15 protein-coding genes are annotated in these 14,563 nt (G+C 68.7%); 9 read left to right on the plus strand and 6 right to left on the minus strand.

Annotated features, from left to right (window positions below; all coding sequences use genetic code 11):
• The first annotated feature begins 137 nt into the window (after positions 1-137).
• Positions 138-1,067: a sulfite exporter TauE/SafE family protein gene (locus GGC47_RS03780; protein WP_038360816.1), complete on the plus strand. Its 930-nt coding sequence runs from the start codon at positions 138-140 to the stop codon at positions 1,065-1,067.
• The gene (locus GGC47_RS03785) at positions 1,064-1,837 is read left to right on the plus strand and encodes a TIGR02186 family protein (protein WP_142020080.1); all 774 of its coding nucleotides are present in this window, start codon (positions 1,064-1,066) and stop codon (positions 1,835-1,837) included. Before GGC47_RS03780 ends, GGC47_RS03785 begins: the two co-directional genes overlap by 4 nt.
• A gap of 44 nt (positions 1,838-1,881) precedes the next feature.
• Here the strand turns inward: GGC47_RS03785 and GGC47_RS03790 are convergent, their stop codons facing one another.
• Positions 1,882-3,129, minus strand: a complete 1,248-nt coding sequence (locus GGC47_RS03790; RefSeq protein WP_370954688.1) for a molybdopterin molybdotransferase MoeA — start codon at positions 3,127-3,129, stop codon at positions 1,882-1,884.
• Between the two features lie 179 nt (positions 3,130-3,308).
• Here GGC47_RS03790 and GGC47_RS03795 point away from each other — a divergent pair, with 179 nt between their 5' ends.
• The 3 genes from GGC47_RS03795 to GGC47_RS03805 all read left to right on the plus strand — a co-directional run bounded on the left by GGC47_RS03795 (position 3,309) and on the right by GGC47_RS03805 (position 5,230).
• Positions 3,309-3,569 carry a sulfurtransferase TusA family protein gene (locus GGC47_RS03795; RefSeq protein ID WP_051987671.1) on the plus strand — a complete coding sequence of 87 codons (261 nt, stop codon included), beginning with the start codon at positions 3,309-3,311 and terminating at the stop codon, positions 3,567-3,569.
• Positions 3,570-3,599: 30 nt separating this feature from the next.
• Complete coding sequence (locus tag GGC47_RS03800) at positions 3,600-4,718, plus strand: Mrp/NBP35 family ATP-binding protein (protein ID WP_112762962.1); 1,119 nt, start codon at positions 3,600-3,602, stop codon at positions 4,716-4,718.
• Positions 4,719-4,819: 101 nt separating this feature from the next.
• A complete protein-coding gene (locus GGC47_RS03805) occupies positions 4,820-5,230 on the plus strand; it encodes an SRPBCC family protein (protein ID WP_038360811.1) in 411 nt (136 codons plus the stop codon).
• Between the two features lie 14 nt (positions 5,231-5,244).
• Here the strand turns inward: GGC47_RS03805 and mobA are convergent, their stop codons facing one another.
• On the minus strand, positions 5,245-5,871 hold the full coding sequence (mobA, locus tag GGC47_RS03810) for a molybdenum cofactor guanylyltransferase MobA (RefSeq protein WP_142020076.1): 627 nt from the start codon (positions 5,869-5,871) through the stop codon (positions 5,245-5,247).
• Between the two features lie 36 nt (positions 5,872-5,907).
• Positions 5,908-6,423, minus strand: coding sequence for a DUF2478 domain-containing protein (locus tag GGC47_RS03815; RefSeq protein ID WP_142020074.1), 516 nt, complete (start codon positions 6,421-6,423; stop codon positions 5,908-5,910).
• 181 nt (positions 6,424-6,604) lie between these two features.
• Here GGC47_RS03815 and GGC47_RS03820 point away from each other — a divergent pair, with 181 nt between their 5' ends.
• Complete coding sequence (locus GGC47_RS03820) at positions 6,605-7,867, plus strand: peptide ABC transporter permease (protein ID WP_133562331.1); 1,263 nt, start codon at positions 6,605-6,607, stop codon at positions 7,865-7,867.
• A gap of 32 nt (positions 7,868-7,899) precedes the next feature.
• On the opposite strand, the gene GGC47_RS03825 is transcribed toward GGC47_RS03820, so the two are convergent.
• Positions 7,900-9,489, minus strand: coding sequence for an ABC transporter substrate-binding protein (locus tag GGC47_RS03825; RefSeq protein WP_429066934.1), 1,590 nt, complete (start codon positions 9,487-9,489; stop codon positions 7,900-7,902).
• Between the two features lie 146 nt (positions 9,490-9,635).
• On the minus strand, positions 9,636-10,781 hold the full coding sequence (gene argE / locus GGC47_RS03830; RefSeq protein WP_370954825.1) for an acetylornithine deacetylase: 1,146 nt from the start codon (positions 10,779-10,781) through the stop codon (positions 9,636-9,638).
• A 314-nt stretch (positions 10,782-11,095) separates the two neighbouring features.
• Between argE and GGC47_RS03835 the strand changes: the two genes are divergently transcribed.
• Together GGC47_RS03835 and GGC47_RS03840 are read left to right on the plus strand one after the other, a co-directional pair.
• A complete protein-coding gene (locus tag GGC47_RS03835; protein ID WP_370954690.1) occupies positions 11,096-12,064 on the plus strand; it encodes a threonine ammonia-lyase in 969 nt (322 codons plus the stop codon).
• A gap of 33 nt (positions 12,065-12,097) precedes the next feature.
• Positions 12,098-12,619, plus strand: coding sequence for a GNAT family N-acetyltransferase (locus tag GGC47_RS03840; protein WP_370954691.1), 522 nt, complete (start codon positions 12,098-12,100; stop codon positions 12,617-12,619).
• Between the two features lie 7 nt (positions 12,620-12,626).
• On the opposite strand, the gene GGC47_RS03845 is transcribed toward GGC47_RS03840, so the two are convergent.
• Positions 12,627-12,938: a peptidoglycan L,D-endopeptidase MepK gene (locus GGC47_RS03845; protein WP_051987668.1), complete on the minus strand. Its 312-nt coding sequence runs from the start codon at positions 12,936-12,938 to the stop codon at positions 12,627-12,629.
• Between the two features lie 451 nt (positions 12,939-13,389).
• Between GGC47_RS03845 and GGC47_RS03850 the strand changes: the two genes are divergently transcribed.
• Entirely contained in the window at positions 13,390-14,562 is a 1,173-nt protein-coding gene (locus GGC47_RS03850) for a M20 aminoacylase family protein (RefSeq protein WP_142020065.1), read from the plus strand.
• Position 14,563: the final 1 nt, after the last annotated feature.

A 14,563-nucleotide genomic window follows, 5' to 3' on the forward strand; every position in this document is an offset into this window, starting at 1 on the left:
GGAAGAATGACCGTCTCTGGGACGGGCCGGTGGAAGGCCCGTCCTTCGTCGTTTCGACAATTTGCCTTAACCCGGACCGCGTAGCCTGGGATCATCGGCGCAAGCGACTGCTCAAGCGCCGTCCATGAGGGGTAGAAGTGCAGATTTACCTGCCGATCGCCGAGCTTCCGATCAGCGTGCTGATGGTGCTGGGCTTGAGCGGCGCGGTCGGCTTCATCTCCGGGCTGTTTGGCGTGGGCGGCGGCTTCCTGCTGACGCCGCTGCTGATCTTCCTCGACATTCCGCCGGCGGTCGCGGTGGCGACGGTGGCGGCGCAGGTCGCCGGCTCCTCGATGACCGGCGTCCTGACCTATTTCCGGCGCAAGGCGCTCGATCTCAAGCTCGGCGGCGTCCTGGTTTCCGGCGGCATCGTCGGCACCGTGCTGGGCGTGGCGTTCTTCAACGCGATGCGCCGCCTCGGCCAGCTCGAGCTGGTCATCACCCTGTCCTACGTCACGCTGTTCTCGATCATCGGCGGGCTGATGCTCTACGACGCCGTGCGCGCGATGCTGCGCGTCAGGGCCGGCAAGCCGGCGCGGCGCAAGCGGCGCGGCGGCATGCATCCCTGGTGGATGGGGCTGCCGTTCCGCCAGCGCTTCTACCGCTCCGGCCTGTATTGCAGCATCATCCCGATCGCGCTGCTCGCGGTCGTGATCGGCTTCATCGGCGCGGTGCTCGGCGTCGGCGGCGGCTTCATCCTCGTGCCGGCGCTGATCTATTTCTTCCGCATCCCGCCCTCCGTCGTGGTCGGCACCTCGCTCTTCCAGATCCTGGTGACGATGACCGGCGCGACATTGCTGCACGCCATTACCAACCAGTCGGTCGACATCATCCTCGCCGCCCTGCTGCTGGTCGGCGGCGTCGTCGGCGCCCAGTTCGGCGGCCGCGCCGCGCGCAACCTCAACGTCGAATCCTTCCGGCTGCTGCTCGCCCTGCTGATCCTCTCGGTCGGGCTGCGCTTCGCGATCGAGCTGTTCATTCCGCCGAGCGAGCCCTTCTCGGTCGTCGTGCCGGAGAGCGCGCGATGAGAGGGGCCTGCCTCCACGCCGCCACCTTGCTGACCGCCCTGCTGGCCCTCGCCATGCCCGCGCGGGCCGAGACGCTGATTGCGGCGATGTCGAGCCACCAGATCCAGATCACCTCGAACTATACCGGCAGCCAGCTCACCGTCTTCGGCCTCGTCGAGCGCGACGGGCGCAGCGTCGCCCGCGGCGACCCGCACGACATCATCATCACCGTGCGCGGGCCGCGCCGCATGCTGCTGGTGCGCCAGAAGGAACGGTTCGGCCCGATCTGGATCAACCGCACGCAGCGGCGCTTCCCCGAGAGCCCGGTCTTCCTGCTGGTCGCGACCAACCGGCCGATCAGCGAGATGATGAGCGCGGAAACGGCGAGGCGCGACCGGGTCGGCCTCGCCAATGCCGAACGCCCGGCGCAGAACTGGTTCGACGACAGCAGCGTGGCGACGTTCCGCGACAGCCTCGTGCGCATCATGCAGGGCAAGGACCTCTATGCCTATCAGCAACGGGGCGTGACCTTTCTCTCGAACTCCCTGTTCAGCGCGCCGATCGACGTCCCCGCGACGGCGCCGACCGGCTCCTATACCGTCGATGTCGTGCTCTATGCCGGCGGCGTGCCGCTGGCGCGCCAGCAGACGAATTTCGAGGTGATCAAGACCGGGGCCGAGCAGCGCCTCGCCTCCGGCGCCTATGACTGGCCGTGGCTCTACGGGCTCGCCACCATCCTGCTCGCGCTGTTCCTCGGCTGGGGCGCCAGCGTCGTCTTCCGGCGGGATTGAGGCTCTCTTTTTCGATCCGTCGCGGCCTTGAACCGGCTGGCCCCTCAGCCGAGAAGCGCGGAATAGGGCAGGAAGGGCTGGATGCTGCCTTCCTCGGCCAGCGCCGGATCCTCGGCCAGCTCGACGAGCCCGTCGGACTGGGTCAGCGAGGCCAGCGAGCCCGCCCCCTCGCCCGGATGCCTGCGGGCCAGCGGAACGGCATCCGCCCCGGGCTCGACCGAGACGCGCAGGAATTCGCGCCGCCCCGGCTTGCCCCGATGCGAAAAGCCGAGCCGCACCGGCAGACGCAGAAGCGGGTCGCACGCCGTGCCAGCCAGCCGCGCGATCATCGGCCGCGCGACGAAGGCGAAGGTGACGAAGACCGCGACCGGATTGCCGGGCAGGCCGAGGAAAGGCGTCTCCGCGATCGTGCCGACGGCGACCGGCTTGCCGGGCTTGATCGCGATCTGCCAGAAATCGAGCGAGCCCAGCGTCGCCAGCGCCGCCCTGACGTGATCCTCCTCCCCGACCGAGACCCCGCCCGAGGTGATGACGAGGTCGCAATCGCGCGCGGCTTCCTTCAGCCGTGCCGCCAGACCGTCGCGGTCGTCGCGCAGGATGCCGAGATCGACAGGCTCCGCGCCGGCGCGCGCCAGCAGGGCGCGCAGCATGGGCCGGTTGGCGTCGTAGATCGCGGCCGGAGGCAGTGTCCCGCCGGGCTCGGTCAATTCGTCGCCGGTCGAGAACAGCGCGACGCGCGGGCGGCGCCGGAGCGTGACACGTTCCAGCCCGAGCGCTGCCAGCAGGCCGAGATCCTGCGGGCGCAGACGGTGCCCAGCCGCGAATGCGCGAGCGCCCCGGGCGACATCCTCGCCGGCCGGCCGCAGATTGGCGCCGCGCCTCAGCCCCGGCGGCAGCAGGACCGCGTCGCCCTCGCGCCTCACATCCTCCTGCATGACGACCGTATCGGCACCTGGCGGGATAGGGGCGCCGGTGAAGATGCGCAGCGCGCCGCGTCCGAACTCCGATGGCGCCGTCTCGCCCGCGGCGACGCGGCCGAGCACCGGCAGGCGGGTTTCGGCATCGGGCGCGAGGTCGTCGAAACGCAGCGCGTAGCCATCGACGGCCGAATTGGCGAAGGGCGGCAGGGGCAAGCCGGCGAAAACATCCCGCGCCAGGACACGGCCATCGGCTTGCGACAAAGGCAGCGCCTGCGTGCCGGCGACCGGAGCGACCAGGGAAACCGCCCGCGCGCCGGCCTCGGCGAGCGTCATCGGCGCATGGCCCGGCCCGATGCCTTTCAGGCGCGCCATGGCCGTTCCCGCCGCTCGCGGCCACCCGCTTCCATCGGTCTCCGCCTCTCCCCGGCTTCGCGGCATCGTCCGGGACGTTGCCGCGTTATCCCTCCCCCTTCTCCCTTGCCATGCGGGGATGGGTCAAGCGCATGGCTGCGGCGCAGGTTGCCCCTGCCCGAAAAGCCATCATATGAGACATGACGACGACAACGACCCGAGCGGGCGCGACCATGGACACCATTGCGCTCGATCTGCGCGGCCTGAAATGCCCCCTGCCCGTGCTGCATGTGCGCAAGGCGCTCGATGCGGCGGTGGCCGGCAGCCTCCTCGTCGTGCAGTGCACCGATCCGATGGCGGCGATCGACCTGCCGAATCTGGCGCGCGAGACGGGCGATGCGATCGAGCGGCAGGATGGCGCGGGGCGCATCCTCGTCTTCCACATCCGCAAGGCAAGCTGAAGCCCCAAGCAAGGAACGGAGACTTCCGACGTGAGCCTTTCCCAAGCCGACATCCTGCGGGCGCTGGAACTGGTGAAACTGCCGGCGAGCGGGCAATCGCTCGCAGCGTCCGGCCGGGTCGCGAACATCCTGATCGATGGCGGCAAGGTGATCTTCGCCATCGGCATCGACGCGACCGAAGCTGCAGCGATGGAGCCAGTGCGCAAGGCGGCGGAAAGCGCGGTTAGCGGCCTGCCGGGCGTAACCCAGGTACTCGTCGGGCTGACCGCCGACAAGGCCGCGCCTTCCGCCGGGATGCAGGCCCGCCAGCAGGCGCACCGCCCCGCGCCCGGCGGGCCGCCGCCGAAGCCGGCCGGCGTGCCCGGCGTGAAGCAGATCATCGCCGTGGCGAGCGGCAAGGGCGGCGTCGGCAAGTCGACCACCGCCGCCAATCTCGCCGTGGCGCTTTCGACCCTGGGGCTCAAGGTCGGCGTGCTCGATTCCGACATCTACGGCCCCTCGATGCCGAAGCTCTTCGGCATCACCGGCAAGCCGCAGATCGTCTCCGGCCGCACGCTCGGCCCCATGGAGGCCTATGGGCTGAAGGTGATGTCGATCGGCTTCCTCGTCGACGAGGAGACGCCGATGATCTGGCGCGGGCCGATGGTGATCTCGGCGATCACGCAGATGCTGCGCGAGGTCGCATGGGGCGAGCTCGACGTGCTCGTCGTCGACATGCCGCCCGGCACCGGCGACGCCCAGCTCACCATGGCCCAGCAGGTGCCGCTGGCGGGGGCGGTCATCGTCTCGACGCCGCAGGACCTCGCCCTGCTCGACGCAAGGCGCGGCGTGGCGATGTTCAGGAAGGTCGCGGTGCCGATCCTCGGGCTCGTCGAGAACATGAGCTATTTCATCTGCCCGGAATGCGGGCACCGCTCCGACATCTTCGCCCATGGCGGCGCGCGGCACGAGGCGGAACGGCTCGGCATCCCCTTCCTCGGCGAAATCCCGCTCGCCATGCCGATCCGCGAAACCTCGGACGGCGGGCGTCCGATCGTCGCCAGTGACCCTTCGAGCGCCCATGCCAAGGCCTATATCGCCCTGGCGCGGCAGGTCCAGGCGGCCTTGGGTGGCGCGACACGGGCGGCACCGCGCATCGTCATCGAGTAGAGCCCAGGCTCCGGCCGCAGGAAGCGGCTTGCATGGACGCCACTTGACATGGCGGTGATCATGTTCTTCTTTTGTTCTATATCGAACCTAGGAGGCATGTGATGGCCATCCATCGCGCCCGGCATATCGGCATCGGCGTCGCGCGCCCGGCCGAGGAGGTCTATGCCTTCCTCGCCGATCCCGTGAATTTTCCGCGATGGGCCGAAGGGCTCGGCCACAGCTTCGTCCATGTCGAGGGCATGACCTGGCGGGCGGAGACGCCGATGGGGCCGATGCGCATCCTGTTCAGCGAGCCGAACCAGCACGGCGTGCTCGACCATGCCGTCATCCCCGATCACGGCGCCGCCATGCACAATCCGATGCGGGTCGTGCCCAATGGCGACGGTGCCGAGGTGGTGTTCACCCTGTTCCAGCGCGACGGCATGTCCGACGACGACATGGCGGCCGATGCGGGCATGATCGCGCGCGACCTGGCCGCGCTGAAGGCGCTGCTGGAGCGCGGAGGAGCCTGAGGCGCCATTGCGAGCTAACCCAGGCGCCGGAGGATGTCCTGCGCCTCGGCCAGATCGTTCGGCGTGTTGATGTTGAAGAAGGGATCGACCGGCTCCGCCTGCCATTCGGCGACGGCGACCCCATGCTTCGCCGTCCAGTGGCCGAGCCGGCGTTCGCCGCCCGCCAGCGCTGCCCGCAAATCCTCCCGCAGCGCCACCGGCCAGAGCCCGATGGCGTGGTGCTGCCGGCCGGCCGATGCGGCACAGGCGAGCGGCGTTCCGGCGGCTGCGCGCGCCGCATGCAGGCGGGCGACCAGATCGGCCGGAATGAAGGGGGTATCGGCCGCGACGCTGACGAGCCAGCCATCGTTCGGCCGATGCGCGACAAGCCAGTCCAGCCCGGCGAGGATGCCCGCAAGGGGGCCGGCGAAATCGGGCACGGAATCGGCCACCACCGGCAGGCCATGGGCGGCGAAGCGGGCGGGATCGCCATTGGCGTTGAGCAGCAGGCCGTAGCACTGGCCGCGCAAGCGCTCGACGACATGGTCGAGCACGGACCTCCCGGCCAGGAGCCTGAGCGGCTTGTCGCCGCCGCCCATGCGCCGGGCGAGGCCGCCAGCAAGGATAAGCCCGAGGGGAGGCGCAGGCGGGGCGCTGCTCATGACGGTGCACGCGAGGACGCCATCAGCCCGTGCCGATCAGGCCGCAAGCCGCATCGCATCCACCACCCAGCGCTCGATCTGCTCCTCATCGACCGCCAATTCGATCCAATCATCACCGACGAAAGCGCGCCAGGCCGGCAGGACATCATGGCGCACCGCGAGCAGGACGGGCAGGCCGGCCATGACCGCCTTCGCGATCTCGTCGCGCAGCCCCCCGCCCAGCGCCTCCTGCTTGCCGAACTTGTTGACGACGACGAGATCGGCCCGCTCCGTCAGCGCGCCCGAAAACGCCGCCGCGGCGGCGGCCAGCCCGGCCGCGTCGAGCCGGCAGCCCTCGGCGGAAGGTCCGAGATCCTGGCTGATCGGAAAGCGGGTGCCGTTGGCAAGGTCCTCGAGCGACATCGCCATGCAGCGGTCTTCGCAAGCCTCGTCATTATGCTGGATGACGCCGCCGAGCCGCAGGCCGCGGCGCCTCAGCCGCGCGACGACGCCTTGCATGAAGCCGTCGATTCCGAAATTGCTCGCATAGGGGATGGCGGCCAGCCGGATCATGGCCGATTCATCTCACGAAGCCCCCTGTCGCGCCAGTGGTTCGCGGTGGCCGGCGGACTCGCAAGATGCCGGCGCAGTGTTGCGCCGCACCTACAGTCGCGCGCGCCCTCTCTCGCTAGGGTAGCGACGGCTCAATCCGGGCGGCCGGGCTGGCCGAAGGCCTGTCATCGATCCGGGACGCATGAACCGACCTCCTTCCAAGGCCCAGCTCGACCCCGCTACCGACGCAGCGAGACTGCTGCGACGCATCGGCTTCGCGACGCTCGCACTCGTGCTGCCGCTGGCCGCGCTGGTTTCGCGCCGCGCCGCCGTGGTGCTGGTGCCGATCGGCATCGCGCTGCTGATCATCGCCGCGCTCGTGGAGGAGCCACGCCATTTCCTCGGCGGGCTGAAGGCGGCGCTGCTCAGCCGCCCCGGGCTCATCCTGCTCGGGCTGATCGCCTGGGCGGCGCTGTCGCTGATCTGGAGCCCCTATCCCGGCACCGCCGCCGAGAAGGCCGGCAACCTGGCGCTCGCCGTCGCGCTCGGCTTCGTCGGCCTGTCGGCGCTGCCCGAGCGAATGCGTGCCTCCAACCTCAATCTCGTGGCGCTCGGCACCAGCGTCGCCGGCGTCTTCGCGCTGGGCCTCATCATCGTCGCGGCACTGCGCCATGCGGCAGCGCCGCCCGGCGCGGTCGAGCGCGGCGTCTCGATCATCCTGATCATGGCCTGGCCGGCACTGGCCTGGCTCTTGTCGCGCGAGCGCGGCATGACCGCGCTCGGGCTCGCGCTCATCGTCGGCCTGCTGGCGCTGACCCGCTTCGAGGATGGCGAGACGGTGGCGATGATCTTCGGCGCCGTCGCCTTCGGCGCGGTCACGGCCAGCCGCGAAGGCGCGACCAAGGTCATCGCCGCGATCATCGCCGGGCTGATGCTGTTCGCGCCGCTCCTGCCCTTCCTGCTCGCGCCGCTCGTCTCGGCCCTGCCGGACAGCAGCAGCGACTTCGCCCAGATGCTGTCGATCTGGGCCGACGTCATCCGGCAATCGCCGGTGGAGCTGATCACGGGCCATGGCCTCGACACCGTCCTGCGCGGCCAGATGACCGGCGTCCTGCCGCAGCCGGCGCCGGTGACCCTGCTGTTCGAGACCTGGTACGAGCTCGGACTGGTGGGGGCCGCCACGGCCGCCGCCTGCCTCTATTTCGCGATCCGCGCCGCGGGGCGCATGTCCGGCGCCCTCTCGGCAGGCGGCGTCGCGGCCTTCACCACCGCCTTCGCGCTCGGCACCTTCGGCTTCGCGCCGCTGCTGCCCTGGTGGCTGATGACGCTGACCGCCGTCGTGCTGATGTTCGGCGCGATCGCGCGCGGCCAGTACCGCACGGACCGCCCGGCCGTACCGCTGCCGATGCGCGCCACGAACCATACGCGGCCGAAGGCTGGAGAGCCGCCGGCGTCCGCGACTTAAGATCACCATAGAGGCAAGCTTCGCGGCGCGGCTCACTGCCCGCGGGCAGCGACCAGCTTCAGCTTCGGCGTGTTGGCGACGTCGACGGGTATCTCATACGCCTCCTTCGTCGCGTAGCTGAGCATCTGGTGGAACAGCGGCAGGTAGATCGTCTGGTTGCGCAGCTTCTGCCAGAGTTGCGCGACGAGCCCGGCGCGCCGGCTCCGGTCGATTTCCCCGGAGATCCTGTCGATCAGCGCATCGGTTTCCGCATCGCTGTACCCCGTGGCGTTGTAGGTGCCGCGTTGCCCGTCGCGGCTGTGATAGAGCGACGAGAAAAGGTATTCGCTGTCATAGGTCAGCGTCCCCCAGCCGGCGAGGAAGACATCGGGACCGGGCGTGCGCCGCAGCGCCTGGGACTGCGCCGCCTGCGGCTGGGCGACAAGCGTGACCCGGATTCCAATCCGGGCCAGCATCGGAATCAAAGCGCGACAGGTCTCCTCATCGTAGACGTAGCGATCGTTCGGGCAGTAGAGCGTGGTCGAGAAGCCCTCGGAATAACCGGCTTCGGCCAGAAGCTGTCGGGCCTCCGGGAGCGAGAAAGGCGGCGGCATGTCGAGCTCGCGCGTCCAGCCATCGACGAATGGCGGGATGATGATGCCGCTCGGCAGCGCCTCGCCGCGCATGACGGCACGCCGGATATAGTCGCGATCGATGGCGAGGTTCATCGCGCGCCGGACGCGCAGATCGGCGAAGGGGTTGCGGCCGCCGGCATCGGTGCCGCGTGGCGCCGGCGAGGCGACGTCGAAGCCGAGGAAGATCGTTCGGTTCTCGACACCCGTCGTGACGGTGAGGCCGGGCCGGGCGCGCAGGCGCGGCAGATCCTGAATCGGCACGTCCTGCAGGAAATCGACCGTACCGGCGAGCAGGGCCGCGACGCGCGCGCTCGCCTGCGGCACCGGCAGATAGGTCAATTCCGCGATGCCGAGCGGGACGCGGCCGCGATTCCAGTAGGCCTCGTTGCGCTTCAGCACGGTCCTGACCTGCGGCTGCCGCGACACCAGCGCGAAGGCGCCGGTGCCGTTGGCATGGGCATTGGCGAAATTGGCGTCGGAGATCGGGCTGTCCGGGATCGCGGCGGTCCCGTGCCGCTCCGCCCAGGCCTTGCTCATGATCAGGATCGCCGGGGTATTGGCGATGAAAACCGGATTGGGCCTGCGCGTCCTGATCCGGACCGTGGTGTCGTCGACCTTCTCGATATCGGCAACCGAAGCGAGATGGTCGCGAAAACCGGAATTCGGCTGTAGCGCGCGCCGATAGGAGAAGACGACGTCATCCGCCGAGAAGCGGCTGCCATCCTGGAAAACCACGCCTTGGCGCAGCTTGAACTCCCAGATCGTCGGGTCCTCCGGCAGCATCCGCCAGGACACCGCCAGAAGCGCGCCGAGGCGCCCTGTCCGATCGCGCTCGGTGAGACCTTCATAGATGTTCTGGACGAGAGCCGTGGTCGGCCCCTCATTGGCGACATGGGGGTCGAGCGTCAGCGCATCGCTCGAGCGCGCCCAGACAAAGGCCTGCGCAGCGGCCGGCAGCAGCAAAGCCAGCAGCGCGAACAGAAGAGCAGCGGCACGGCTGCGCGACATCCCTCCCCCCCTCAGGGTCCCGACCCTCATCCCGCCGCGCCTGGCATCCTGCGGCGAGGCCTCTTCTTGGCGATCCGGGCATCGGCACACGCCGATGGCCCGAAAACCGCTTGCTCGCGAGCCGCCTCCTGCGGCCCACCCGATCCTCAGCGCGACAGATCCGCGATCAAGCCCCGGACGAAGCGCTCCCCCGCCTCGAGCTGCTCCACCGCGATGAACTCGTCCGGCTGATGCGCCTGCGCGATATCGCCCGGACCGCACACCACCGTCGACCAGCCGGCGCCCTGGAAGAGCCCGCCCTCCGTACCATAGGCGACGACATGCCGGCCATTGTCACCGGTCAGGCGCCGGCAGAGTGCCTCCGCCGCCCCATCCGTCTCCGGCCCCATGGCCGGCGTGCTGGAGGTGATCTCGAGAGCGATGCCGGTCTCCGGAGCCACCGCCTTCATCCCGGCCTCGACCTCGGCGAGCTTTGCCCTGTAGCGCTCGGCATAGGCCTCCTGCAATTCGCCGGGAATGCAGCGCACCTCATGGGCGAACGTGCAATGCTCAGCGGCGATGTTGACCGCCGTCCCGCCCTGCACGACGCCGACATGCAGCGTCGAATAGGGCGGCTCGAAGCCGTTTCCGGCCGGGGTGCGCGCCTTGTTCTCGGCCATCGTGGTGTTGTGCCAATGGATCAGCTCGCCCGCCACCATCACCGCCGAGACGCCGACATCGATGCGGCTGGAATGCACCGCATGGCCGCGAATCGTCGTGCGCATGCGCAGGCCGCCCTTGTGGCCGGTCACGACCTTCATCATCGAAGGCTCGCCGACGATCACGGCCGAGGGCTTCAGCCCCTCCTGCTGCATCGACGCGATCATGACGCGCGCGCCGAGGCAGCCGACCTCCTCGTCATAGGACAGCGCGATGTGGATCGGCCGCTCGAGCGGCGCGGCCAGCATCTCCGGCACCAGGGCCAGCGCGAGCGCGTCGAACCCCTTCATGTCGCAGGCGCCCCGGCCATAGAGCCTGCCGTCGCGCTCGGTCAGCGTCCAGGGATCTGAGGTCCAGTCCTGCCCTGCGACCGGCACGACATCGGTGTGGCCGGAGAGAACGACACCGCCCTCGCGCCTGGGGCCGATGGTCGCGTAGAGATTGGCCTTCTGCCCGTCCGGGCTCGGCGCGAGCCGGCTCTCGACGCCGAGCGAGGCGAGGTAGTCCCGGCAGAAATGGATCAGGTCGAGATTGCTGCGTTGCGATTCCGTGTTGAACGAAACCAGCTTCGCCAGCATCTCTTTCGGCGTCATCGTCACGAAGGCTTCTCCCAAAATCCCGCCAGACGCAGGTTCCATGCCGACAGGCTAAAGCGGTTTTCGATCCGAGTGAAACCCGAACCCGCCATTGCGAGGAGCGAAGCCACGACGCAACGCAGGAGCGGTGGCGTTCGACGCCCTGGATGGCTTCGCTACATCCGCAATGACGATTCAGCCGGGTCGAAAATCGCTCCCGAGCTCACTGTGATTCCGGACAAGCCGCGGCACTGACCATGCTTGACGCAGGATGCCGCGACGGGCTCTCGTGTCGCCCTGACCCGACGAAGCAGCACAGGATTGCCGCCATCATGGATTTCGATGTCACCCTCGCCGATGTGCAGGCGGCCGCGACGCGCATCGCCGGCAAGGTGCGCCGCACGCCGACCTATCACAGCGCCGGGCTTTCGGCCCGGCTCGGCGTCGAGACCTGGGTGAAGGTGGAGAGCCTGCAGCTCGGCGGCTCCTTCAAGGTGCGTGGCTGCTACAACCGGTTGATGGGGTTGAGCGAGGCGGAGCTGAAGCGCGGGGTCGTCACCGTCTCGGGCGGCAACCATGCCATCGCGGTTTCGCTGGTCGCCCATGCCATGGGTGCGCGTGCGCTCGTCCTGATGCCGAAGGCGACGCCGGAGCTCAACATCGCGCTGACGCGGCAGGCCGGAGGCGAGGTCGAGCTCTGCGAGGATTCGGTCGCAGCCTTCGCCAAGGCCGAGGACTACGCCGCGCAGGGCATGGTCCATGTCCATTCCTATGACGATCCGGCCATCATCGCCGGGCACGGCACGCTCGGCCTCGAACTCGCCAGCGACGCCGGCGGCCGGCTCGACCATGTCTTCATCTCGGTCGGTGGCGGCGGCTTCTCGGCCGGTGTCGGCGCGGCACTGAAAGGCCTCGACCCGGCCGTCAGGCTGCACGGCGTCGAGACCGAGGGCGCGACGACGATGACCCAGGCGCTGGAAGCCGGCAAACCGGTGCCTATCCGCCCGACCTCGATCGCACGCACGCTCGGCGCGCCCTTCGCGACCGAGCGGACCATGGCCGCCGCCCGGCAGTTTCTGGAGGAGATCGTGCTGGTGCCGGATGCGGAAGCCGTGCGCGAGCTCGTCTGGGTGCTCCAGAACGGGCGCGTGCTGCTGGAACCGGCGGCCGCCTGCGTGGTCGCCGCGGCACTGGCCCGCAAGGACAGCTTCAGGCCGGGGGAACGCATCTGCCTCGTGCTCTGCGGCTCCAACGTCGCGCTGGAGGACATCGCCCGCTGGCGGACGGAATTCGGGGTCTAGCCTGCGAGGCGGCGCGGCTCTAGAAGCCGCCCCATGAGCCAGTCCCCTGTTCCGACATTGCAGACGCTGCGCCTCACGCTGCGCCCCATGACCGAGGCGGATTTTCCTGCCTATGCGGCGTTTCTGGCGTCGCCCCGCTCCAGGTGGATGGGCGGCCCGCTGACGACGCGAGAGGCCTGGGGCATGTTCTGCCACGACATCGCCTGCTGGCCGCTGTTCGGGCATGGCGCGCTGATGATCGCGCTGAGCGCGAACGGGGCCTGTATCGGGCAGGTCGGCATCAATGCCGGCCCGCTCTTCCCCGAGAAGGAGCTCGGCTGGCTGCTCTATGACGGCCATGAAGGGCAGGGCTATGCCACGGAGGCCGCGCGCGCCATGCTGGACTGGGCGGCACGAACCCTCCAGCTCTCAAGCCTCGTGAGCTATGTCGAGCCCGGCAACGCCGCCTCGATCGCCGTTGCCGAACGGCTCGGGGCGGTCCGCGATGCGCGCGCCGAAAGGCCCGACCCGGAGGATCTGGTCTATCGGCACGCGCTGAGCGCTCTATCCGGCTGAACGCCGATCAGCCGCCGTTGCGGGCGAGCCTCGCATAGCGACCGCGCTTGGCGGCGGAGGCATAGCGGCTGCGCTTGTGACCGTACCAGGACGCCTCGCGCTGGCCGACATCGGCGTGGACGAGACCATTCGAATACGTGCCGACGCCACCGACGCTTGCCAGCGAACGGGCGGCGGCGGCCGCCTTGCGCGACGAGACCGCCAGCGGACGGAAGTCGATGGCGCGGCCGAGATAATGCTGGGAATGCCGGGCGTGGCGTCCGCCGCAGGTCGAGGTGATCTGGATGGGGCCGATCTTGTCGACGAGCGCCGTGATCATGGACCGGGTTTCCGGCTTCAGGCAGCCCAGGCCTTTGACCTGCGGCTGGAAGGATATTTTCTGGATCGGCTCATCAGCCAGAGCGACAGCAGGCAAGAACGCGGACACGCACGCAAGCAACATCAATCGACGCATAATCAACCAAACATGAAGGGGGATGTGAGCCAATTCAGATCGGCAAATGCAAACGATCTGAGCGGAGATGATGGCTCACTATTGCCTGTAAAAGGCGAAATCATGGCTGGTGTGATTTTCTTCTATTGATCGTTTCATTCGCAATCGATGAACGGCTCCTCGGACCACAAGGGCACCCCTTCCAGCCGGCCGCTGCCATGCCATCCGTGCCCACCGCCTGCGCGCCGGCCGGCTTGGACAGGCACCGGGCGACTGGTCTAGCTTGCGCACGGCACCCGCTTTCTGCGTGGTTGCTCAATTCATCTCAGAGGATACGATGCCCAAGACCGACATCATCGCGACGCTGACCCCCGAAATCACCGCGATCCGCCGCGACATCCATCGCCATCCCGAGCTGATGTACGACGTTCACAGGACCGCCGGTCTCGTCGCCGACAAGCTGAAGGAATGGGGCGTCGACGAGGTCGTGACCGGCATCGGCCAGACCGGCGTCGTCGGCGTGATCAAGGGCAAGGGCCAGGGCTCGGGCAAGGTCATCGCCATGCGCGCCGACATGGATGCGCTGCCGATCCATGAGGAGACCAATCTCGAGCACCGCTCGACCGTGCCGGGCAAGATGCACGCCTGCGGCCATGACGGCCACACCGCGATGCTGCTCGGCGCCGCCAAATACCTGACGCAGACCCGCGATTTCGACGGGACCGCCGTACTGATCTTCCAGCCGGCCGAGGAAGGTGGCGCCGGCGCCAAGGCGATGATCGACGACGGGTTGATCACTCGTTTCGGCATTCAGGAAGTCTACGGCATGCACAACAAGCCGGGCGTCCCGGTCGGCAAGTTCGAGATCACCAAGGGCCCGGCCATGGCCGCGGCCGACCGCATCCACATCAAGATCGAGGGCCTGGGCGGGCATGCGGCCGCGCCGCATCGCGTCAACGACCCGATCGTCGCTTCCTGCGCCCTGGTCAGCGCGCTGCAGACCGTCGCCTCGCGCAATGCCGACCCGCTCGAGTCGATCGTCGTCTCGGTGACCGCACTCAATGCCGGCGAGGCCTTCAACGTCATCCCGCAGACGGCGGAGATCAAGGGCTCGGTGCGGACGCTGACGCCGCAGACCCGCGAGCTCGCGCAGAAGCGCATCACCGAGATCGTCGACGGCGTGATGAAGGCCTTCGGCATGAAATACGATCTCGAATACCATCTCGGCTATCCCGTCACCTTCAACCATCACGGCCAGACCGACTTCGTGACCAGCGTGACCAAGGAAGCCTTCGGCTCCGACGCGATCACCACCGACGTCCCGCCGACGATGGGCTCGGAAGACTTCTCCTTCATGCTGGAGGAACGGCCGGGCGCCTTCATCAATATCGGCAACGGGGACTCGGCCGGGCTGCATCACCCCGCCTACGAATTCAACGACAAGGCGATCCCGGTCGGCGTGAACTACTGGGCGAGCCTGATCGAAATCTCGATGCCGCAGCGCAGCTGAG

It is taken from the genome of Allobosea sp. OAE752, from assembly GCF_050433265.1.
GTDB lineage: Bacteria > Pseudomonadota > Alphaproteobacteria > Rhizobiales > Beijerinckiaceae > Allobosea > Allobosea spartocytisi.

Bases quoted from the DNA above. Each gene is read 5' to 3' on its own strand.
- GGC47_RS03790 (WP_370954688.1), bottom strand. From the start codon at position 3,129: ATGGCGCGCCTGAAAGGCATCGGGCCGGGCCATGCGCCGATGACGCTC.
- argE (WP_370954825.1), bottom strand. From the start codon at position 10,781: ATGACGCCGAAAGAGATGCTGGCGAAGCTGGTTTCGTTCAACACGGAA.
- GGC47_RS03840 (WP_370954691.1), top strand. From the start codon at position 12,098: ATGAGCCAGTCCCCTGTTCCGACATTGCAGACGCTGCGCCTCACGCTG.
- GGC47_RS03820 (WP_133562331.1), top strand. From the start codon at position 6,605: ATGAACCGACCTCCTTCCAAGGCCCAGCTCGACCCCGCTACCGACGCA.
- mobA (WP_142020076.1), bottom strand. From the start codon at position 5,871: ATGAGCAGCGCCCCGCCTGCGCCTCCCCTCGGGCTTATCCTTGCTGGC.
- GGC47_RS03850 (WP_142020065.1), top strand. From the start codon at position 13,390: ATGCCCAAGACCGACATCATCGCGACGCTGACCCCCGAAATCACCGCG.
- GGC47_RS03845 (WP_051987668.1), bottom strand. From the start codon at position 12,938: ATGATCACGGCGCTCGTCGACAAGATCGGCCCCATCCAGATCACCTCG.
- GGC47_RS03785 (WP_142020080.1), top strand. From the start codon at position 1,064: ATGAGAGGGGCCTGCCTCCACGCCGCCACCTTGCTGACCGCCCTGCTG.
- GGC47_RS03825 (WP_429066934.1), bottom strand. From the start codon at position 9,489: ATGTCGCGCAGCCGTGCCGCTGCTCTTCTGTTCGCGCTGCTGGCTTTG.
- GGC47_RS03815 (WP_142020074.1), bottom strand. From the start codon at position 6,423: ATGATCCGGCTGGCCGCCATCCCCTATGCGAGCAATTTCGGAATCGAC.
- GGC47_RS03795 (WP_051987671.1), top strand. From the start codon at position 3,309: ATGACGACGACAACGACCCGAGCGGGCGCGACCATGGACACCATTGCG.
- GGC47_RS03805 (WP_038360811.1), top strand. From the start codon at position 4,820: ATGGCCATCCATCGCGCCCGGCATATCGGCATCGGCGTCGCGCGCCCG.
- GGC47_RS03835 (WP_370954690.1), top strand. From the start codon at position 11,096: ATGGATTTCGATGTCACCCTCGCCGATGTGCAGGCGGCCGCGACGCGC.